The 22,957-nt window shown below is 31.2% G+C and carries 18 protein-coding genes; 11 read left to right on the top strand and 7 right to left on the bottom strand.

Annotated elements, in window-relative coordinates; all coding sequences use genetic code 11:
• Nucleotides 1-174: 174 nt before the first annotated feature.
• On the bottom strand, nt 175-1,404 hold the full coding sequence (locus ACTG44_RS19790) for an aminopeptidase (protein ID WP_479919608.1): 1,230 nt from the start codon (nt 1,402-1,404) through the stop codon (nt 175-177).
• A gap of 368 nt (nt 1,405-1,772) precedes the next feature.
• Here ACTG44_RS19790 and ACTG44_RS19785 point away from each other — a divergent pair, with 368 nt between their 5' ends.
• The 7 genes from ACTG44_RS19785 to carB (ACTG44_RS19755) all read left to right on the top strand — a co-directional run bounded on the left by ACTG44_RS19785 (nt 1,773) and on the right by carB (ACTG44_RS19755) (nt 13,463).
• Complete coding sequence (locus ACTG44_RS19785) at nt 1,773-2,687, top strand: nitroreductase family protein (RefSeq protein ID WP_479919607.1); 915 nt, start codon at nt 1,773-1,775, stop codon at nt 2,685-2,687.
• A gap of 23 nt (nt 2,688-2,710) precedes the next feature.
• The gene (locus ACTG44_RS19780) at nt 2,711-3,346 is read left to right on the top strand and encodes a DUF1847 domain-containing protein (RefSeq protein ID WP_479917795.1); all 636 of its coding nucleotides are present in this window, start codon (nt 2,711-2,713) and stop codon (nt 3,344-3,346) included.
• Nucleotides 3,347-3,721: 375 nt separating this feature from the next.
• Nucleotides 3,722-4,438 carry an orotidine-5'-phosphate decarboxylase gene (pyrF, locus tag ACTG44_RS19775; protein ID WP_479917794.1) on the top strand — a complete coding sequence of 239 codons (717 nt, stop codon included), beginning with the start codon at nt 3,722-3,724 and terminating at the stop codon, nt 4,436-4,438.
• A gap of 25 nt (nt 4,439-4,463) precedes the next feature.
• Nucleotides 4,464-5,507 carry a glutamine-hydrolyzing carbamoyl-phosphate synthase small subunit gene (gene carA, locus ACTG44_RS19770; RefSeq protein ID WP_021386549.1) on the top strand — a complete coding sequence of 348 codons (1,044 nt, stop codon included), beginning with the start codon at nt 4,464-4,466 and terminating at the stop codon, nt 5,505-5,507.
• 52 nt (nt 5,508-5,559) lie between these two features.
• The gene (carB, locus tag ACTG44_RS19765; RefSeq protein WP_479921078.1) at nt 5,560-8,766 is read left to right on the top strand and encodes a carbamoyl-phosphate synthase large subunit; all 3,207 of its coding nucleotides are present in this window, start codon (nt 5,560-5,562) and stop codon (nt 8,764-8,766) included.
• Between the two features lie 258 nt (nt 8,767-9,024).
• A complete protein-coding gene (gene carA / locus ACTG44_RS19760) occupies nt 9,025-10,074 on the top strand; it encodes a glutamine-hydrolyzing carbamoyl-phosphate synthase small subunit (protein ID WP_479921077.1) in 1,050 nt (349 codons plus the stop codon).
• Between the two features lie 182 nt (nt 10,075-10,256).
• Nucleotides 10,257-13,463 carry a carbamoyl-phosphate synthase large subunit gene (carB, locus tag ACTG44_RS19755; RefSeq protein WP_479921076.1) on the top strand — a complete coding sequence of 1,069 codons (3,207 nt, stop codon included), beginning with the start codon at nt 10,257-10,259 and terminating at the stop codon, nt 13,461-13,463.
• 167 nt (nt 13,464-13,630) lie between these two features.
• Here carB (ACTG44_RS19755) and ACTG44_RS19750 read toward each other — a convergent pair whose 3' ends face one another.
• From ACTG44_RS19750 to ACTG44_RS19740, 3 genes are all read right to left on the bottom strand, one after another.
• Nucleotides 13,631-14,008, bottom strand: coding sequence for a hypothetical protein (locus tag ACTG44_RS19750; RefSeq protein ID WP_021386512.1), 378 nt, complete (start codon nt 14,006-14,008; stop codon nt 13,631-13,633).
• 66 nt (nt 14,009-14,074) lie between these two features.
• The gene (locus ACTG44_RS19745) at nt 14,075-14,524 is read right to left on the bottom strand and encodes a permease prefix domain 1-containing protein (RefSeq protein WP_021386516.1); all 450 of its coding nucleotides are present in this window, start codon (nt 14,522-14,524) and stop codon (nt 14,075-14,077) included.
• Nucleotides 14,525-14,528: 4 nt separating this feature from the next.
• Nucleotides 14,529-14,858: a PadR family transcriptional regulator gene (locus ACTG44_RS19740; RefSeq protein ID WP_021386501.1), complete on the bottom strand. Its 330-nt coding sequence runs from the start codon at nt 14,856-14,858 to the stop codon at nt 14,529-14,531.
• Between the two features lie 484 nt (nt 14,859-15,342).
• On the opposite strand from ACTG44_RS19740, the gene ACTG44_RS19735 reads away from it, so the two are divergent.
• The 4 genes from ACTG44_RS19735 (at nt 15,343) to ACTG44_RS19720 (ending at nt 20,320) form a co-directional block, all read left to right on the top strand.
• On the top strand, nt 15,343-16,029 hold the full coding sequence (locus ACTG44_RS19735) for a response regulator transcription factor (RefSeq protein WP_021386518.1): 687 nt from the start codon (nt 15,343-15,345) through the stop codon (nt 16,027-16,029).
• A complete protein-coding gene (locus tag ACTG44_RS19730) occupies nt 16,016-17,005 on the top strand; it encodes a sensor histidine kinase (protein ID WP_021386510.1) in 990 nt (329 codons plus the stop codon). Before ACTG44_RS19735 ends, ACTG44_RS19730 begins: the two co-directional genes overlap by 14 nt.
• 82 nt (nt 17,006-17,087) lie before the next feature.
• Complete coding sequence (locus ACTG44_RS19725; RefSeq protein WP_021386515.1) at nt 17,088-17,777, top strand: ABC transporter ATP-binding protein; 690 nt, start codon at nt 17,088-17,090, stop codon at nt 17,775-17,777.
• A complete protein-coding gene (locus ACTG44_RS19720; RefSeq protein ID WP_479921075.1) occupies nt 17,774-20,320 on the top strand; it encodes an ABC transporter permease in 2,547 nt (848 codons plus the stop codon). Before ACTG44_RS19725 ends, ACTG44_RS19720 begins: the two co-directional genes overlap by 4 nt.
• 144 nt (nt 20,321-20,464) lie before the next feature.
• On the opposite strand, the gene ACTG44_RS19715 is transcribed toward ACTG44_RS19720, so the two are convergent.
• Genes ACTG44_RS19715 through ACTG44_RS19705 form a run of 3 tightly spaced genes read right to left on the bottom strand, consistent with a single transcriptional unit; the run spans nt 20,465 to nt 22,880 of the window.
• Nucleotides 20,465-21,322: a MerR family transcriptional regulator gene (locus tag ACTG44_RS19715; RefSeq protein WP_021386502.1), complete on the bottom strand. Its 858-nt coding sequence runs from the start codon at nt 21,320-21,322 to the stop codon at nt 20,465-20,467.
• Between the two features lie 20 nt (nt 21,323-21,342).
• Nucleotides 21,343-22,008, bottom strand: a complete 666-nt coding sequence (locus tag ACTG44_RS19710; RefSeq protein ID WP_021386503.1) for an RluA family pseudouridine synthase — start codon at nt 22,006-22,008, stop codon at nt 21,343-21,345.
• Nucleotides 22,008-22,880 carry a class I SAM-dependent methyltransferase gene (locus tag ACTG44_RS19705; protein WP_021386509.1) on the bottom strand — a complete coding sequence of 291 codons (873 nt, stop codon included), beginning with the start codon at nt 22,878-22,880 and terminating at the stop codon, nt 22,008-22,010. Before ACTG44_RS19705 ends, ACTG44_RS19710 begins: the two co-directional genes overlap by 1 nt.
• Nucleotides 22,881-22,957 lie beyond the last annotated feature (77 nt).

Raw genomic sequence — 22,957 nt, 5'->3', positions numbered from 1 at the left:
AGGATATTTTATATATAATATAAATATAAGTTTTAGATACTTATGTTTGAAACAATAGGAATTAATCTATAAAAATGAGATTAATTAATATAAAAAAATATTTATCATCAACATTAAAAAGGGCTGGGAAGTCTGGTATAACTTCCATCAGCCCTTTTTAGTTAAAAATATAGATTAAAAAGCCCAGTTGCCGTTTTTAAAAATCTGTATTTGTTTTCCATCATAAGTTTCTCCGATAATATCCATATCCGCAGAACCAATCATAAAGTCCACATGTGTTAAGCTGTCATTTACACCGTATTCATCTAATTCTTCATCTTTTAAATTGTTTCCACCCTCTAGACAAGTTTTATAAGCAGAACCAATTGCAAAGTGGCAAGAAGCATTTTCATCGTATAGAGTATTATAAAAAATTATATCTGTATTGGATATTGGTGAATTGTATGGAACAAGAGCAACTTCTCCTAAATAATGAGACCCTTCATCTGTTTCAATAAGGTTCTTTAAAGTATCTAATCCTTTTCCAGCAGAGAAATCTATTATTTTACCATCTTTAAAAGTTAAGAAGAAATTATCGATTATATTTCCACCATAAACAAGGGGTTTAGTACTATAAACAGTTCCATTTACTTTAAATTTATGTGGCATTCCAAAAATTTCTTCAGTTGGGATATTAGGATTAAAACTTATTCCATTAGGGTCTTTAGATGCTCCACTTAACCAAATATGGCCTTTTGGCAAATCTAGAGTCAAATCAGTTTTTGAAGATTTATATCTTAGAGTTTTAAAATTATTTTTATTTAAAAACTCCATTTTAGATTTAAGATTTTCATTATGTTCTTCCCATGCCTTTATAGGGTCTTGACCATCTACTCTTGAACACTTAAATATAGTATCCCATAGTTTTTCTATTGCTTTATCTTCTGATAAATTTGGAAATACTTTTTTTGCCCACGCTTTTGTTGGTACAGAAACTATGCTCCACTTACACTTATCAGTTAGAGTATAAGAACGCCATTCTTTTAAAGCTTTACCAGATGCTTTTTGAAAATTTGCAACTCTTTCAGGGTCAACATCTTTTAGTAAGTCAGGGTTTTGAGCATATACTGATAAAAACGCTCCACCTTCTTTTGCTATATCTACATATTGTTCTGCTGTCCATTTTGGAAACTCATGAAACGCTTCATCTGGAGCATACAAATACTTAATGAGAGAACTTTCTTCATCAGACCATTCTATATATACATTTTTAGCACCACATTTATATGCCTCTTTAAGTGCATTTCTTGCAAAATTGGCACATTCTATTGGTGATTTTATAAGTAAAGTTTGACCTGGCTGTATGTTAATTCCGACTTTGATTGCCAATTCAGCATATTTTTCTAAATTTCTATTTAAATTCATATCCATCCTCCTATATTTTTAATATTGAATAACTTATAAAGTATTATAACATTACTTAGATTTTGGGTCATATTTAAAATATTTATACTCTGTAAACTGAGAAATAAAAAATATCTATTTTAATTAAAATAGATTGTTTAGATGTACAAACTTAAGTGGAAGAATATTTTTTGTTGATATTAGTATTAAAGTAGAAATAAAAATACTTTTTTAGTGAAAAGCTATACAAGAATACCGAAAAAAACTTATAATATAATAATGAGATAAATATAAATAATGAAATAAAAAATTTTCTGGCAAAGCTTATATATGTTTAAATATAGTAGTTTATATATTATGAACAGAAGATTTCAGTTAGGAGGGCATAAATGGAGCTTTATGAAGCCATTTTTTATAGAAAATCTGTAAGAAATTTTTCCAGTAATAAGATAAAAAGGCCATTAATGGAAGAAATAAAGAGAAGTTGTAAAAATTTAGAATATTTAAATGAAGATTTAAATATTAAGGCGCATGTTGTTGATAGAGGTCATATAATACATTTTTTAATGGGTAAGGAATGTAAAGTAAAAGCACCTCATTATATAGTAGTCACATCAAATAAAGGTGAAGACTATTTACAAAATATAGGTTTTGCTACAGAAGGTGTAGTTTTACGTCTTACAACATTGGGTGTAGCTACCTGTTGGCTGGAAGGAAACTTAAAGAGAGAAGATATTTTAGAATTTGTGGATATTGGAAACAAAAGCTCTGAAGAAGATGAAGAAGACGATTTAGATTATTTAGCTGGAATAAAAACAGAAGAAGATAAGGAAGAAGAAATAGAGTATCCTTATATAATAATAGCTTTTGGATATCCAGCGAGAAATGAGGATTTATTTAGGACAAGATATGCTAGACCTGATAGAAAACCAGTAAAAGATATGATAAATAAAATAAATAGGAATAGAAAGTGGAAAGAAGTATTAGAATTTACAAGAAGAGCTCCATCTGTAAAAAATTCTCAGCCATGGTATTTCCATAAGGATGAACGAGGTCTTCATTTATTTGAAAAAAAACCTAAGAAACATTGTGAAGATATGAATAAAGTTAGCTTAGGTGCAGGATTAAGGCATTTTGATATAGCTTGTATAAAAAATAAAATAGATGTTTCATATGAAAAACTTCCTATAAGAAATAAAATAGGAAAATCATATTTTATAACCGTAGTTGAACATGTGAAACCAGAAGAAGAAATACCAGAAGAAAGTGTAACTCCAGAGAAAGAAGAATCACAAGAAGAATAAAATTTTGGAAGGGGATATTGGATATGTACAAGTGTGGAAAGTGTAATCTTAGGGGCTGTTCTGATGGAAATATGGATAAGCTGATGAAGATATGTCCTACTAGAGAAGTTGAACTACAACAAAAAGCAAAACAGCTTTATGAGGAAGAGGAAAATAGGAAAATAGCTTATAATGCTGGACTAGTTGAGACAGAAGGGTATTGTCAATATACTAGATTAAAAGAGATAATAGAGTTTGCTAAGAAATGTGATTATAAAAAAATAGGTATAGCATTTTGTATTGGATTAAAAAGAGAAATGCAAACAGTACAAAAAATATTTGAACACCATGGATTTGAAGTATTTTCGGTTATATGTAAAAATGGAGCAATGCCTAAGAGTACAGTTGGCTTAGAAGCATCTCAAACAATATCAAAGTGTGCAGATGAAATAATGTGTAATCCAATAGGACAGGCTTTGTTTTTAAATGAAGCTAAAGTTGACCTCAATGTAATTCTTGGATTATGTGTTGGACATGATACATTAGCCATGAAATATATGGAAGCTCCGATAACAACTCTAATTGTCAAGGATAGAGTAACTGGGCATAATCCAGCTGCTGCGATATATAATGCAGAGTCATATTTTGAAAAAAAATTGTTTGATAAAGATGAAGAATAATTCAAAGACTTATTGACATAAAAAGCAATTAGTGGTTTAATTATAAAAAAAGATAAAACTTTAAATTATCTTAGAGATACATAAAGTTATATTAATAAAGAAAAATATTACAGCTAAATTCCTTAAATTAGTCCAGAGAGACTAAAGGGTTATAGATAGTGTTAATATATAACCTCTAGTAAATCTTCTAGAGGTTTTTGATGAGTATAAAATAAAAATTTAAATATAATAAAGTCTTTTAAACTAGTCCAGAGAGACTGGGAAAGATATCTCATAGCTGAGAATTGAGTTATGTATAGATAAAATCCTTGTGCCTCTTTTGGTGTGAGGATTTTTTTATGAAGATTTAGGCTTTATTAAAAAGGAGATGTAAAAATGATAAATGGTAAAGAAAAATTGATAGTTGCAATTGATACTGACGAATTTGATAAAGCTAAAGAATTAATAGACAGATTAGAAGATAGTGTAGATATATTTAAAGTAGGACTAGAGCAGTATGTTGCTACAAAAGGAAAAACAATAGATTATCTTAAAGAAAAAGGAAAAAAGATATTTTTAGACCTGAAATTTCATGATATTCCAAATACTATGAAAAGTGCAGTAAGAGCTGCAGTTAGAGATAATGTTTGGCTAATGACAATACATGTATCAGATATGGAAGGAATGAGACAGTGTGCACTAGTTGCTAAAGAAGAAGCAGAAAGATTAAACATAGAAAAACCTTTAGTAGTTGGAGTAACAGTTCTAACTTCATTAAGCAACCAAGACTTACAGGATATAGGATGCAATATGACAACAGAAGAGTTAGCTATAAAGAGAGCTAAACTGGCAAAAGAATCAGGAATAGATGGAGTTGTTTGTTCAGCACAGGAAGTAGATAAGATAGTAGAAGCATGTGGAACTAATTTTATAACAGTTTGTCCAGGAATAAGACCTAAATCAGCAGAGGTTGGAGACCAAAAAAGAGTTGTAACTCCGTCAGATGCAATAAAAAGAGGAGCTCATTATTTAGTTGTTGGAAGACCTATAACAAAAGCAGAAAATCCAAGAGAATCAGCGATTAACATTGTAAAAGAAATAGAAAATGCTTAGATAAAATATTTGGGAGGTAGCTTATATGAAGGGGAAATTAATTTTAGAAGATGGAACAGTATTTGAAGGAAAAGCATTTGGATATCTAAAAGAAACTGTTGGAGAAGTTGTATTTAACACTTCAATGGCTGGATATGGAGAACTATTAACAGATGCAACTTATTATGGACAAATAGTTACTATGACTTATCCACTTATAGGTAACTATGGAATAAATTTAGAAGATGTTGAATCAAATAAAGTACAAGTAAAAGGACTTATTGTAAGAGAAAAAAGTGATAACCCAAATAATTTTAGATGTGAAATGGATATAGACACATATCTAAAGCAAAATAAGGTAATAGGACTTGAAGGAATAGATACAAGAGCACTAACTAAAATTATTAGAAACAATGGAACAAAGAGAGGTATTATAACTTTAGAAAATGCATCATTACAAGATGTTAAGTCTAAGTTAGCAGAGCATTGTAACAAGGATTCAGTAAAAAATGTTACAAGAAAAGAAATTGAAAATATTAAAGGTGTTGGTTCAAAAGTTGTAGTTATAGACTTTGGTGTTAAAAATAGCATACTAGAGTCTCTTAAAGCTTGTAACTGTGATATAACTATAGTACCAGCGATGACTACATCAGAAGAAATTTTAAATATAAATCCTGACTTAATATTATTATCTAATGGACCAGGGAATCCAGAAGATGTAAATGATATAGTTGAAAATATAAAAAATTTAGTAGGTAAAAAGCCACTGACAGGAATCGGTTTAGGACATCAAATTTTGGCATTGGCATTAGGAGGAAAGACTTCAAAACTTACATTTGGACATAGAGGAGGGAATCATCCAGTTAAATGTTTAGAAACTGGAAAAGTGTTTATAACTTCTCAAAATCATGGATATAATGTTTCAGAAATGCCAGAAAATACAGAAGTAACTCATATAAATTTAAATGACAATACTATAGAAGGAATAAGACATAAAGAATTACCAATATATAGTGTTCAGTACATTCCAGAATACACAACAAGAGAAGATTTAGATTGTATATTTAACAAATTCTTAGCATTAATATAGATTTAGTATTATTTACAGATAGTAAAAACCATTTAGATAAGGAGAAAAATTTATGCCTAAATTAGATAGTATAAAGAAAACTTTAGTATTAGGGTCAGGACCAATAATAATAGGTCAAGCAGCGGAATTTGACTATTCAGGTACACAAGCTTGCCAATCTTTAAAAGAAGAAGGAATTGAGGTTGTATTAATAAACAGTAATCCAGCTACTATAATGACTGATAAAGAAGTGGCAGATAAAATATATATAGAACCATTAACAATAGAATTTATAGAAAAAATAATAGAAAAAGAAAGACCAGATAGTTTACTTGCAGGTATGGGTGGACAAACAGGATTAAACTTAGCAGTTGAACTTTATGAAAAAGGCATACTAGATAAATACGGAGTAAAGATAATAGGAACTTCAGTAGAATCTATCAAAAAAGGTGAAGATAGAGATATATTTAGAGATGTAATGAAAGAAATAAATCAGCCAGTAATAGTTAGTGATATAGTTACAGATTTACAAGCAGGTCTTGACTATGCACTTACAATAGGTTATCCAGTAGTTGTAAGACCAGCATACACATTAGGTGGAACTGGTGGAGGTATAGCTGATAATGAAGAAGAATTAAGAGAGATACTTTCACATGGATTACAATTAAGCCCAGTTGAACAAGTATTAATTGAGAAAAGTATAAAAGGCTGGAAAGAAATAGAATATGAAGTAATAAGAGATTCAAAAGGAAACTGTATTGTTGTATGTAATATGGAGAATATAGACCCAGTTGGAGTTCATACAGGAGATAGTATAGTTGTTGCCCCAACTCAAACTTTAAGTAATAAAGAATGTGCAATGCTTAAAAAAGCATCTTTAGATATATTAAATGCAGTAGAAGTTCAAGGTGGATGTAATGTTCAGTTTGCATTAAATCCGCACAGTTTTGAATATGCAGTTATTGAGATAAACCCAAGAGTTAGTAGATCATCAGCTCTAGCATCAAAAGCTACAGGATATCCAATAGCTAAAGTTTCATCAAAAATAGCTCTAGGTTATACTTTAGATGAGATAGAAAATGCAGTAACTAAAAAAACTTATGCTTGTTTTGAGCCAACTATAGATTATGTAGTAGCAAAAATACCAAAATGGCCATTTGATAAATTTAAAAAAGCAAATAGAAAATTAGGAACTAAGATGATGGCAACTGGTGAAATAATGAGTATAGGAAGTAACTTTGAAGCTGCCATTCTTAAAGGTATAAGATCGCTTGAAATAGGAAAATATTCATTAGTGCATGTGCCATCTGAAGAGAGAAGTATTGAAGAATTAAAGAAAAGAGTTGTAGCACCTGATGATGAGAGATTGTTTGACTTAGCTGAAATGATAAGAAGAGGCTATAAGTTAGAAATGATAGAGCAAATTACAGGTATAGATAAATGGTTTATAAATAAATTTAAGTGGATAGTAGAGCAAGAAGAAAAACTAAAAGTTATGAGAATTGAAGATTTAACTAAAGATTATCTTCTTGAATTAAAGAAAAAAGGATTCTCTGATAAAGGGATATCTGACTTGATGAAGATAAGCCCAGAAAAATTATATGAATTGAGAAGTCTATATAATATAAAACCAGCATATAAGATGGTTGATACTTGTGCAGGTGAGATAGATGCTATATCTCCTTACTATTATTCAACTTATGAGCAATATGATGAAGTAGTTGTTAGTGATAAGAAAAAGGTAATAGTATTGGGTTCTGGACCAATAAGAATAGGTCAAGGTATAGAGTTTGACTATTGTTCAGTTCACTGTGTAAAATCTCTAAGAAAAATGGATATAGAAACTATAATCATAAACAATAACCCTGAGACAGTAAGTACAGATTTTGATACATCAGACAAGTTGTATTTTGAACCATTAACAGAAGAAGAAGTTCTAAGTATAATTGAAAAAGAAAAACCAGAAGGTGTAATACTACAGTTTGGTGGACAAACAGCTATAAAATTAGCTAAGTTCTTACATGAGAAAAATATACCTATATTAGGGACTGATTTTGATGATATAGATGCAGCAGAAGATAGAGAAAAGTTTGATGATTTACTAGAAAAGCTAGACATAAATAGACCAAAAGGAAAAGGTGTATGGTCACTTAGTGAAGGTATTGAAGTTGCCAATGAATTAGGTTACCCAGTATTGGTTAGACCATCTTATGTACTTGGTGGTCAAGGTATGGAAATAACTTATAATGAAGAAAAATTATCTCAATACTTACAGGATGCATTTGATAGAGACCATAAGAATCCAGTACTTATAGATAAATATCTAACTGGTAGAGAAATAGAAGTAGACGCTATATGCGATAAAGAAGATATATTAATACCTGGTATAATGGAGCATTTGGAAAGAGCTGGAGTTCACTCAGGAGATAGTACAACAATGTATCCAAGTCAAAATATATCTGATGAGATAAAAGAAAAGATAGTAGAATACACTAAAAAAATAGCTTTAGAGCTTAATGTACTTGGTATGGTTAATATACAATTTATAGAATTCCAAAATGAACTATATATAATTGAGGTTAATCCTAGAGCTAGTAGAACAGTTCCATATATAAGTAAAGTTAGTGGAGTACCAATAGTTGACTTAGCGACTAAATGTATGTTAGGGGCTAAATTAAAGGATTTAGGATATGGTACAGGAGTTTACAAAGAGCCAAAATTAGTATCAGTAAAAGTGCCAGTATTCTCAATGTCTAAATTAGCTAAGGTTGAAGTAAGTCTAGGACCTGAGATGAAGTCTACAGGAGAGGTTCTAGGTGTAGGAGAAAACTTAGAAGAAGCTTTATACAAAGGATTCTTAGCAGCAGGTAGACATATGTCTGATGAAAGAGGAGTAGTCCTTGCCACTGTTAATAATCTTGATAAAGATGAGTTTATAGAGATAGCAAAAGATATGAAAGAGTTAGGATATACTTTTGTTGCTACAGAAGGAACAGCTAAAAGCTTAAGAGAAAATGGAATAGAGGCTGATACAGTAAATAGAGTAGAAGAATCTAGACCAAATATATTAGATGCTATAAGAAATAAGCAAGTTGATATAGTAATAAATACACCAACTAAAGGTAATGACTCTACAAGAGATGGATTTAAGATAAGAAGAACAGCGATTGAGTTCTCTACTGAAATAATGACATCTTTAGATACATTAAAAGCCTTAGTAGAGGTTAAGAAGAAACATTTAAATAAAGATAAGTTAAAAGTTTACAATATAGCTGAATAGAAATTGAGTTGATTGTATAGTTTAAGAATTTAATTATTAAATTAATAAAGAAGAAGTTATTTTTTCTATGAGTTTTTACTTTTGAGATAACTTCTTTTTTTTAAGAAATTTGTAGTATAATAGAAAAAGATAAAAAATAACTGTAAATAAGTATAAAACTAGAATGTAAAAGTGAAAAATATATATAGATATTTAAAAGCTTATATTTAGTTAATGTTCTTTAGCTTGCCTAAAGAGAATTATAGGAGGTACTGTAATATGAAAGCAAGGTTAATATTAGAAGATGGGACAATTTTTATAGGAAAGGCATTTGGATATTTAGAAGAAAGTGTAGGAGAAGTAGTGTTTAATACTTCTATGATAGGATATAGTGAAGTTTTAACAGACCCTTCTTACTATGGTCAAATAGTTACTATGACTTATCCTCTTGTAGGAAATTATGGTATAAATTTATCATCAGCAGAATCTGAAAAAGTGCAAGTAAAGGGATTTATAGTAAGAGAAAAAAGTGATTCTCCAAGTAATTTTAGATGTGAAATTGATATAGACCAATATTTAAAGCAAAATAAAGTTATTGGACTTGAAGGAATAGATACAAGAGCTTTGACTAAGATACTTAGAAATAATGGAACAATGAAAGGTATAATTACATTAGAAGAGAGTAAATTAGAAGATGTAAAACATAAATTGGATAAATTCTCAAATACAGAAGCAGTTAGAACAGTTACAAGAAAAGAAGTAGAGCATATAAAAGGAAATGGTCCAAAAGTAGCTGTTATGGATTTTGGAGTTAAGAGAAACATATTAAGATCATTTGTAGCTCGTGGATGTGATGTAACAATATTTCCAGCTACAACATCTCCAGAAGATGTATTAAGCATAAATCCTGATTTAATATTCTTATCAAACGGACCTGGAGACCCAGAAGACCTAGAAGATGTTATAGAAAATATAAAAGCCCTTATTGGTAAAAAGCCTATAGTTGGTATATGCCTAGGGCATCAACTTTTAGCTTTAGCTCTTGGCGGAAAGACTGCTAAGCTTAAATTTGGACATAGAGGTGGAAATCACCCAGTTAAAGATTTAGAAGAAGGAAAAGTATTTATAACTTCTCAAAATCATGGATATTATGTTTCAGAAGTTCCTGAACAAATGAAAGTTACACATATAAATTTAAATGATAATACTGTTGAAGGAATGAGACATGAGAATCTAGATGTATACAGTGTCCAATACCATCCTGAAGCTTGCCCAGGACCAAAAGATAATGATTATATTTTCGATAAGTTTTTAGAGTTAGTAAAATAATAATACGAGGATATATAGCTAAAAAATAAGAATAACTTAAATCAAAAAATAGATTGATTTAATTAACATAGATATGTATAATGATAAAACTCAAATTTAAGATGAAATAAAGTAATTAAAATTGATTATATAGATGATAAAGATAAGAGCTGTAAAAATTGTTTAGATAAGGAGAAAGAGTTATGCCTAAATTAGATAGTATAAAGAAAACTTTAGTATTAGGGTCAGGACCAATAATAATAGGTCAAGCGGCAGAGTTTGACTATTCAGGAACACAGGCCTGCCAAGCACTAAAAGAAGAGGGAATAGAAGTTGTATTAGTTAATAGTAATCCAGCTACTATAATGACTGATAAAGAGATTGCGGATAAAATATATATAGAACCACTAACAATAGAATTTATAGAAAAAATAATAGAAAAAGAAAGACCAGATAGTTTGCTTGCAGGTATGGGTGGTCAGACAGGACTAAACTTGGCTGTAGAATTACATGATGCTGGTATATTAGATAAATACAATGTAAAAGTTATAGGAACATCTATAAATTCTATAAAAAAGGGCGAGGACAGAGATTTATTTAGAGAGGTAATGAAAGAAATAAATCAACCTGTAATAGTTAGTGATATAGTTACAAACTTAGAAGCAGGTCTTGAGTTTGCCAATAAAATAGGATATCCAGTAGTTGTAAGACCAGCATATACATTAGGTGGAACTGGTGGAGGTATAGCCGATACTGAGGAAGAATTAAGAGAAACTCTTACACATGGTTTACAATTAAGTCCAGTAGGTCAAGTTCTTCTTGAAAAGAGTATAAAAGGCTGGAAAGAAATAGAATATGAAGTAATGAGAGATGGAAATGGTAACTGTATAACTGTATGTAATATGGAAAATGTAGACCCAGTTGGAGTTCATACAGGAGATAGTATAGTTGTTGCCCCAAGTCAAACTTTAAGTGATGAAGAGTATCAATTGCTTAGAAAAGCATCAATAGATATAATAAATGCAATAGAAGTTCAAGGTGGTTGTAATGTTCAAATAGCTTTAAATCCGCATAGTTTAGAATATGCGATAATAGAAATAAATCCAAGAGTTAGTAGATCATCAGCTCTAGCATCAAAAGCTACAGGCTATCCAATAGCAAAAGTAGCGGCTAAGATAGCTCTAGGATACACTTTAGATGAGATAGAAAATGCAGTAACTAAAAAAACTTATGCTTGTTTTGAGCCAACATTAGATTATGTAGTAGTAAAAATACCAAAATGGCCATTTGATAAATTTAGACATGCCAATAGAAAATTGGGAACTAAGATGATGGCAACTGGTGAAATAATGAGTATAGGAAGTAACTTTGAAGCTGCAATTCTTAAAGGGATAAGATCACTTGAAACAGGAAAATATTCATTGGTTCATGCTCCATCAGAAGGTAGAACATTAGAAGAATTAAAGGCTAGAGTAGTAGTACCTGATGATGAGAGACTGTTTGATTTAGCTGAAATGATAAGAAGAGGCTATAAAGTAGAAATGATTTCAGAAATAACTGGTGTTGATAAGTGGTTTATAAATAAATTTAAATGGATAGTAGAACAAGAAGAAAAATTAAAAGTTCTAAAAATAGAAAACTTAGACAAAGAGTATTTACATGAATTGAAGAAAAAGGGATTCTCTGATAAAGGTATATCTGACTTAATGAAAATAAGCCCAGAAAAATTATACGAATTGAGAAGTTTATATAATATACAGCCAGTTTATAAAATGGTTGATACATGTGGGGGAGAATTCGAAGCTCTATCACCTTACTATTATTCAACTTATGAGCAATATGATGAGGTAGTTGTTAGTGATAAGAGAAAGGTAATTGTATTGGGTTCTGGACCGATAAGAATAGGTCAAGGTATAGAATTTGACTATTGCTCAGTTCACTGTGTAAAATCTTTAAGAAAAATGGGCATTGAGACTATAATTGTAAACAATAACCCTGAGACAGTAAGTACAGATTTTGATACGTCAGATAAGTTATATTTTGAACCATTAACAGAAGAAGAAGTTTTAAATATAATAGAGAAAGAAAAACCAGAAGGTGTAATACTACAGTTTGGTGGACAAACAGCTATAAAATTGGCTAAGTTTTTACATGAAAAAAATATAACTATATTGGGAACAGACTTTAGAGATATAGATGCAGCAGAAGATAGAGAAAAGTTTGATGATTTACTAGAAAAGCTAGACATAAATAGACCAAAAGGAAAAGGTGTATGGACAACTAATGAGGGTGTTGAAATTGCTAAGCAGTTAGGTTACCCAGTATTGGTTAGACCATCTTATGTACTTGGTGGTCAAGGTATGGAAATAACTTATAACGAAGAAAAATTAATTCAGTATTTGGATGATGCGTTTGATAGAGACCATAAGAATCCAGTACTTATAGATAAATATCTAACTGGTAGAGAAATAGAAGTAGATGCTATATGTGATAAAGAAGATATATTAATACCTGGTATAATGGAGCATTTAGAAAGAGCTGGAGTTCACTCAGGAGATAGTACAACAATGTATCCAAGTCAAAATATATCTGATGATATAAAAGAAAAGATAGTAGAATACACTAAAAAAATGGCTTTAGAGCTTAATGTACTTGGTATGGTTAATATACAATTCATAGAATTCCAAAATGAACTATATATAATTGAGGTTAATCCTAGAGCTAGTAGAACAGTTCCATATATAAGTAAAGTTAGTGGAGTACCAATAGTTGACTTAGCGACTAAATGTATGTTAGGGGCTAAATTAAAGGATTTAGGATATGGTACAGGAGTTTACAAAGAGCCAAAACTAGTATCAGTAAAAGTGCCAGTATTCTCAATGTCTAAATTAGCTAAGGTTGAGGTAAGTCTAGGACCTGAGATGAAGTCTACAGGAGAGGTTCTAGGTGTAGGAGAAAACTTAGAAGAAGCTTTATACAAAGGATTCTTAGCAGCAGGTAGACATATGTCTGATGAAAGAGGAGTAGTCCTTGCTACTGTTAATAATCTTGATAAAGATGAGTTTATAGAGATAGCAAAAGATATGAAAGAGTTAGGATATACTTTTGTTGCTACAGAAGGAACAGCTAAAAGCTTAAGAGAAAATGGAATAGAAGCCGATATAGTAAACAGAATTGAAGAGCCTAGACCAAACATATTAGACGCTATAAGAAATAAGCAAGTTGATATAGTAATAAATACACCAACTAAAGGTAATGACTCTACAAGAGATGGATTTAAGATGAGAAGAACAGCTATTGAATTTTCTACTGAAATAATGACATCTTTAGATACATTAAAAGCCTTAGTAGAGGTTAAGAAGAAACATTTAAATAAAGACAAGTTAAAAGTTTATAATATAGCAGAGTAGAATAAAATTCTTATATAAGAGGCTATAAATTTTGTATAATAAAAAGACTGTAGATAAGTTATATATTTTATACAAGTTTATTTACAGTCATATATGTTAATTGTATAGTTTATATTTATTTTAAACTATTTTAAAGGCGTTAGCTCTAGAGGCTTTCGCCTTTTATTTTAATCAATAGATAAAGGATAAAGATGATAATCATGAATTTCTTCATGTATAAGATTTTCATATTTATCATAAGAATATTTAATTGTAACAACTATCTTATCTCCCTTAGATACATTGCTATAAAGTTTTTTGTTCTTGATAGAATAGACAACATCTTTGTATAAGGCATTAACTATAAAAATTTCTGATTCATAATCAAATGTACCCATTATTGGATTATAGTGTTTTGAATCTTCTTTATAACAAAAACTATCGACAGTCATTATATAAGTGCCAAATGAAATCCATTTAGTGTCTTTAAATAAATTCATTTTTTCATTGATATAGGAAACTCCTGGTGTATCAAGAAATTTTTCTAATAACATTTTTTTATCCATATAAAAGCTCCCTTCATAATCTTTATTTATTAGGAATAAATAAGAAATTAAAATATAGTTATAAGGTTACGTATTGTAATCATTTTCTATTTCTTTTTTTAATTTCTTAATTAAGATACTTAAAATTATTAATACAATAATTGATATTATTAAAACTATAATCAGCCATGGTGGAGTTATATGACCAAAACTTCTATTTATTGTGAATGCAGTAGCAGCAAAAAGCCATCCAAATAAATTTAAAAATACAATCCTTAAATTTGATAATTTTCGTAATAAAACTTTTTTAGGTTCTATTTTTTGTTTGAATATTGAACGTAGTTCTACTGACACTTCATTATTACCATCAAATCTTTCTATTGCTTTATTTTGTGCTTCATCTATATCATATCCATTCTCAATAAACTCGTTTGTAGAATTCATTAGATGCTCTCTCAATTCTTCTTTTAAGTCTTGAATTTCTTTGCTAGTATCATTTTTATATAGTGTTCCTAAATACTCTTCTATTATTTTCATAAATCTATTCACCCCTCTTTAGAAATTTGTTCATAACGCTTTGTATAAAGTTCCACTCTTGAATTTTTACTTCTAAATTTTCTTTTCCTTCATCAGTTATATTGTAATACTTTCTTCTACTTCCAAGACCTTGGTCATTTCCCCAATATGATTTTATTAGACATTTGGATTCTAATCTTTTAAGAGATACATAGAGAGTACTTTCCTTTAATTCAAAACTTGTTTCATCTCTAACTACTTTTGCTATTTCGTAGCCATATGAATCTCCTTTGTCTAGTATTGATAATATTAAAGTATCAATATGCCCCTTAAGTACTTCTTTATTCAAGTCCATAAATTCACCTACTTTGTTTTATCATATACCTTATAATATGAGGTATATATAACTATATAATAAGACTTCTAGATTAATTTTTCAAGTATAAATTATAAAATGTACACTTACGTTAGAACTAATAGAAAAAATTAGTAAATATTAAGATTAATAGCTATACTACTGTGGATGTAGTGAAGATTATGGAGTATGATTATAAACTAATTATGTGAAAATGTTTTTACCTATATCGTGTTTTATGACTCAACTTGTATCTTTGTGTCAAAAGAAATATAATAAAGCAATGAAGGGTTATTTATGATTATATAACAACAAAATATACTGCTAAACTTTGGAAAACTAAAGATAGAATGGCAGTGCATGATTATTCTTTTAAGCGGATTAAAGGGGCTAAAAAATAGGAAATACATGGTTTATTTTAGCTTACTCGCAAAACTAACAGATAGAAAGTATAAAACCAGTAAAATAAAGGGGGATGAAATAAATGAAACGGATATTTTTGGTTGAGGATGATAAGGCAATTGCCAAGAACCTTATTCTTTTGCTAAATGCAGAAGGATTTATGGTAACCCACGCTCCCACAAGAAGTGAAGCACTTGGCGAGATTGTTGGCAATAAATTTGACTTGGCACTAATTGATATTTCCTTGCCTGACGGAAATGGATTTACGATTTGCACAGAAATTAAAGAAACAAAAGATATTCCTGTTATCTTTCTGACAGCTTCTGGAGATGAATCAAGTGTTGTTACTGGGCTGAACATGGGTGCAGACGACTATATCACAAAACCTTTTCGTCCACGTGAATTGATTGCACGAATCAAAACAGCACTAAGAAAAAGTGAGCGTTTTGGGTCAACTTTTGAAATCTGTGGGCTTTCTGTTGATACAGCAAGTGGCATTGTGAAAAAAAATGGCAACGAAGTCTTTCTTTCAGCTTTAGAATACCGCTTATTGCTGGTATTTATTAGCAATCCCAAAAGTGTTATTACGAGGGGTAGGCTGCTTGACGAATTATGGGATGCAGCGGGTGAATTTGTCAATGACAATACATTGACTGTGTATATCAAACGCTTGAGAGAGAAGATAGAGAATGACCCCTCAAGTCCGCAAATAATTCTGACTGTTCGTGGAACAGGGTATAGATTGGGGGGAGGGTATGCTTCGGAATAGGGAGTTTCGTAAATTTACTATTTTGTTCTTATTAATAACTGTTGTTACTGTAACTCTGGGATTTTCAATCAATACGGCAGCTGGAATACTTGTTATTGCTTCTGATGCCGTTTTTGGAATAGTATTTCTAATATTTACTAAATCCCGATACAAAAGTATTGCACATATTTCAGAACAAATTGATATTGTGCTTCATAATGCTGACCATCTGTATATTGCCGAGGTAGACGAAGGAGAACTTTCTATTCTGCAAAGTGAGATAACCAAAATGACATTGCGTATTAGGGAGCAAAATGACGCACTAAAAAAAGAAAAAAAACATCTAGCTGATTCTTTAGCTGATATAGCTCATCAGCTACGCACTCCTCTTACATCGGTAACTATTATCCTGTCGTTATTAGAGACTAATCCTGATGAAGATGAGAGAAAAGATTTGATACGGGAGACAGAAGAATTGCTTGTACAGGTGGATTGGTTGATTACCTCTCTATTAAAATTATCCCGATTGGATGCGGGTATTGTAGAGTTCAAAAGCGAACAGATAGATGTAAATGACTTGATATACACTGCATTTAGACCGTTTATGATTCCAATGGAACTGCACAATATTGCTTTACAAGTAGACGTACCTAAAGGGATGAGTATTCAGGGAGATTCAAGTTGGCTTTCAGAAGCAATTCAAAATATCCTTAAAAATTGTATGGAAAAGGCAGGTGATAATGGTAAGATTGAGATTGTTTGTGAGGATAACATATTGTTTACTGAGATTACTATTCATGATAGCGGAATGGGTTTTGAGAAAGAAGATTTACCATTTTTGTTTGACAGGTTCTATCGTGGAAAAAATACAAATATGGTAGGATATGGGATTGGATTATCTCTCTGTAAGATGATTATAATGCGTCAAGGAGGGACAATTACTGCAAAAAATCATCCGCAGGGTGGTGCTATATTTGCTATTCGTTTCCCAAAGTGACTAATCTCTCACCTGAAAGTCACAGAGATGTAAGTTGAAAGTTCTATTATATGGGTAAACCATAAGAAAGGAGACTCACATAATGGAGTTTTTAAAAATTCAAAATCTATGCAAGATTTACGGAAAGGGTGAAAATCAGGTCACTGCACTCGACCATGTTTCACTTACTATCCAAAAGGGAGAATTTACAGCAATTATCGGCTCATCTGGGTCTGGTAAATCTACGCTGTTACACGCCATTGCAGGTGTAGACGTGCCAACAAGTGGAAAGATATATTTGGAGGGGCAGGATGTATATGGTCAGAGTAATGAAAAACTCGCTATTTTCCGCAGACGACAGGTTGGATTGATTTATCAGTTTCACAATCTGATACCAACACTAAATGTAGTGGAAAATATTACCCTACCTATACTTATGGACAAGCGAAGGGTTAACCAAGAACGACTAAATGACCTTTTAGAGTTACTTGGACTAAAAGAACGAAAAACGCATTTACCAAACCAGCTTTCTGGAGGTCAGCAACAACGTGTAGCTATCGGTCGTGCTTTGATGAATGCACCAGCAGTTATGCTTGCTGATGAACCTACTGGAAGTCTAGACAGTAAAAATGGACAGGACATTATACAGTTACTGAAAGAAAGCCATAATAAATATCACCAGACACTTATAATTGTCACACATGATGAAAATATTGCTCTGCAGGCAGATAGAATTATATGTATTGCAGATGGAAAAGTAGTGCGTGATGAAAGACAGGTGAATCGTCCATGAATATTTTCAACAAAGTTGCCCTGCAAGGACTGAAAAAAAATCGTACACGAACTCTTGTAACGATTATAGGAGTTGTGCTATCTGCTGCCATGATTACAGCAGTCACGACTTTTGGAGTTTCTTTGATAGACTATATGACAAAGGGTGCTATTTCGAAATATGGTGATTGGCACATTGATTTTTTAGATGTTGATTCATCTTTCGTCCAGAAACAGAAAGGTAATGATAAAGTTTCAAATACTACAGTATTTGAAAATGTTGGATATGCAACGCTTAGTGGCAATAGAAACCCAGATAAACCGTATCTTTTTATAGCTGGATTTAACGAAGAAACTTTTGATACTGTGCCTATAGATTTGATATCTGGCAGATTACCTAAAAACAGTGGGGAAATTATTGTTTCGAGTAAGGTTGCAACAGATGGTGGTGTCAAATTCTCAGTAGGTGATACTATTTCCTTGAATGTAGGTAAACGTATAAATGGAAATAATAGACTTGGTCAAGGGAACCCATACACTGCTGGAAGTGAAACCTTTGTATCACAAGACAAGAGAACATATAAAGTTGTTGGTATATGTCGAAAACCCGTGTTTGAGGAATCTTCTGCACCAGGATATACTTTGATAACCAAAGCAGATGCGCAATTCAAAGTGGATAGCTTTAGTTTGTTTGCAACATTGAAAAATCCGCGCCAAGTTCATTCCTATGCAAGTAGCACTGGAGAGAATGCTTACATTTTAAATGATAATGTGTTGCGTTTCATGGGAGCTTCTGACAACAATCTGTTCAATGTGTTTTTATATTCAGTTGGCGGAATTGTACTTGCTATCATAATGATTGGATCAATTTTTCTAATCTATAATTCGTTTAATATGTCACTGAATGAACGCACACAGCAGTTTGGAATCCTTTCATCTGTTGGAGCTACAGCAAAGCAGTTACGGAATTCAGTGTTGTTTGAGGGGCTTTGTATTGGTGCTATTGGGATACCAATTGGTGTTGCAGTTGGTATAGTCAGTATTGAGCTTGTAATTTCTGTTATTGCCAAAAACTTTGCAAATGTTCTATACACTAACGTCCCTCTGACCTTGACGTTGTCTATCCCTGCAATCATCGTTGCAGTAGTAGTCAGCATGGTTACCATCTTAATCTCAGCCTATATTCCAGCTAGAAAAGCAGCAAGTACACCAGTAATGGAGTGTATACGCCAGACAAACGAAGTAAAAGTCGAATCTAAAGCTGTGAAGACATCAAATCTTGCGCAACGCATTTATGGTTTGGAGGGAACCCTTGCACTGAAAAATTTTAAAAGAAATAAGAAACGCTATCGCAGTATAGTTCTATCATTAGCTCTAAGTATAGTGCTATTCATATCAACTAGTGCTTTGGTAGAGGATTTGAAACAGATGTCAAGTCAGAAGTCAGAGGTTACTGACCATGACATTATTTTTTCTACACAAGGTATGAGAGACAGTGAAATGCTAAAGCTTTATGATAAGATGAAGAGTGCCAATGGTGTTTACGAAGGCTTGTATCAAGAAATTATGACCTATTCATGTGTTGTTAAAGAAAATAAGCTTACAGATAACTATTTGCACCATGAGGGTTTACATTCAAAGAATAAAACAGTTAATCTACCAGTAGATATGCAGTTTCTTGATGATAGTACTTATCTGAATATTATCAAAGGTCTTGGATTAAACACAAAAGAATATACTGGGAAAAATGCAAAAATGATTGCTGTTTCTATGGTTGTTGAGGATGACCATACTATTGATATTTTCAAAAATTCTTCCATGGATGTTAATCTTATTCCTGAAACCAATGGTGAGTTGAAGAAAGTTGAAAAGCAAAATGTAAACATTACATTTGTAAAAATAGTACCACCTGATTCTCCTCCAGGTGTAAGAAACTCCAATCATAAACAAGCAAGCTTTAGAGTATTGGCTCCTTATTCAGCCAAAGATAAGTTTGAGACTCTCGATGCTTCTACAGGAATTAAAAGCATGGGATTTCAATCAAAGAATCCAACTAAGTCAGTTGAAGAAATGGAAAAGATTATCGAGAGCGAGGGGATTACAGTTGAGCATAATCTGTACAATATGTATGGAATGATGGATGAGAACCGCAATTACATCTTCATTGTTAACGTATTCGCCTATACTTTCATCATTATGATTTCTCTTATTTCTGTTGCTAATGTGTTCAATACAATTTCTACGAATATCAAGTTACGCCGTAGAGAGCTTGCCATGCTTCGCTCTGTTGGAATGTCTGAGCGTGATTTTCAAAAAATGATGAATTTTGAGTGTGTTTTTTATGGTATGAGGGCTCTACTTTTCGGGCTCCCTATAGCAGTAATTTCTTCTTGGCTAATTCATAAAGGAATGGTCACAGATGATATTAACTTTACGTTTCCATGGGTAAGTATCGGAATCAGCGTGTTTGGCGTTCTCTTTATCGTATTCATTACAATGCTGTATACTATTAATAAGATAAAAAAAGAAAATATTATTGATGCACTTAGAGATGAGATGGCTTAATTTAAGACATATATTAATTTTATGAAAAACTCTTCTTGAAAGATGGTGCAAGAAAAGAATATTAATTTATACTAAAAACAGGTGGGAATTGGCATTAGCTATTTTCCCACCTGTTTTCTTAAAAATTTTACTGAGAGAAGGCAATTACACTAAACATCTTAAATCAATTTCTCTCTTTTTAACTTGTATCTGAATTTCAGTTAGAAGCTCTTCTTCATTGTTTGTAGACAAAGGGTCTATTATAGGTATTTCATATATATAATTTTCAATAGGTATTCTTTTATACTCAACATAATCGACCAGCTTCTTAAAAGCAGTATAATTTTCTTTGTAAGGTCCCTTATATGTCATACAGATAAAGTCGCCAGCTGAAATTTCTGTTATATATTTTTGTGATTTTGTGTCAAATAAATCTCTTTCAACTGTAACAAAACTATTGTCATAAATGACTTTATCTTCCTTTAAAAATCTATCTATAGATACAAGTCCACTCACACCACCATAAAACACAGATATATTATCTTCTAATATATTTGCTATTTGTCTTCTCGAAAGTTCCATAGTTTCTTCACTACTTAATCCTTCTTCATATTCTATAGATAAGATACTTCTTCGTGGAATATGCTTTCTTACTATTTTATTAACATCATCTACTTTCATACCCTTTTCCATTGTTTCTTTCTTAGTACTTAGTACCTTTTTTATAAGTTCTAATTCTTTAATTTTTTCGTCAACTATGTTAATTTTATTAGTTAGTAGTTTTAGAATTTCTTCATTGTTTTCATCAAGTTTAGATTTAATTTCCTTTAGAGGCATACCTAGATATTTTAAGTATTTTATAATATCTAATTGTGAAAATTGGTCAATTGAGTAATATCTGTAATTGCTTTCTTGATCAACATGAACGGGTTTAAATAAATCTATTTGGTCATAGTATCTTAGTGTCTGTATACTTATTTTATGAAGTTTTGACATTTCTCCTATTGAAAACTTTTTACTCATACAATCACCTCATTTGAGATTTAAAATATATTCCATGGATATTTATCAGGTGGATGACATGTAAATTCCATTTTTTCTTTTGTAGTAGGATGATAGATTTCTATTTTATTAGACCAAAGAGATATTTGTTGTCCAACTTTATTTACTTCTTTACCATATCTTTGGTCTCCATATAATGGATGTTTTCTGCTTGCAAACTGAACCCTTATTTGATGAGAACGACCAGTTTTCAGGTTAACTTGAACTAAACTTAGATTTTCTTTAAAGTCTAATATCTTATAGTCAAGCTCGGCTTCTTTAGCATCTTTATGATTTTTTTTCACTACAGTTACCATATTGGTCTTTTTATTCTTATATAAAAAATCTTTTAATGTATCTTCATAAGATTTCATTTTTCCATGTACAATAGCTAGGTAAGTTTTGTTGAAAGTCTTATTTCTTACTTGTTCAGACAGTCTTGATGCTGCTTTTGATGTTTTTGCAAAAACCATAACTCCACCTACTGGTCTATCCAATCTATGTATTAAACCGATATATACATTTCCAGGTTTGTTATACTTTTTTTTTATATAGTCTTTTAAAAGATTTACCATATCTTTATCATTAGTATCATCTCCTTGAGACAATATATTAACTGGTTTTTCTACAACTAATAAATGGTTATCTTCATATATGACTTTTATCATTATTTTTTCTCCCATCTTCCAAATATACCACAAGGAAGAATCTTACCATCTCTAGAAGCTGGTATTCCTAACTCTCCTCCATATATATCTCCTGCATTTGTTTTTTTGCCTATTGTTGTAGAAAGTACATTTTCAAGAACTATTGGAGAAAAGCCTGTTGTATAAGAATTAATCAAGAAAAATAATGGGTCATCTGATAAAACTCCCATACATAAGTCTACAAAACTATATAGTTTTTCTTCTATTTGCCATACTTCTCCCTTAGGTCCCCTTCCGTAAGAAGGTGGGTCCATTATTATTGCATCATATTTTTTACCCCTTCTTATTTCTCTCTCAACAAACTTTACAACATCATCTACTATAAATCTTACTGTTTGATTTTTAAGACCTGATAACTCTATGTTTTCTTTTGCCCAATTAACCATACCTTTTGCTGCATCAACATGGCATACTTCTGCACCAGCAGATGCACAAGCTACTGTAGCTCCTCCTGTATATGCAAACAGATTTAACACTTTTATAGGTCTGTTAGCTTTCTTTATTTTGTCTATCATCCAATCCCAATTGGCTGCTTGCTCTGGGAACAATCCAGTATGTTTGAATCCAGTTGGTTTAATGTGAAACTTTAAGTTTTTATAATTTATAGTCCATTGTTCAGGGTATCTTTTTTTATGTTCCCATTGACCTCCACCTTTATTACTTCTATGATAATGTCCATGAGGATTTTTCCATAGAGCCCATTCAGATTCCATTGGCCATACAACTTGTGGGTCTGGTCTTCTAAGTACATAATTACCCCAACGTTCTAATTTTTCTCCATTTCCCATATCTATAAGTTCATATTCTTTCCATTTATCTGCTAATAATAACATATCTTTCCTCCTATAAAATAACTCTCAATCCTATGTATTATACCACAAAATCAGTCATTTTTTGCTGTTTTAGATAC

The organism is Clostridioides sp. LIBA-2809, assembly GCF_056688965.1.
The sequence above is the reverse complement of the archived record's forward strand: the minus strand, read 5'-3'. Positions and strand labels throughout refer to the sequence as shown.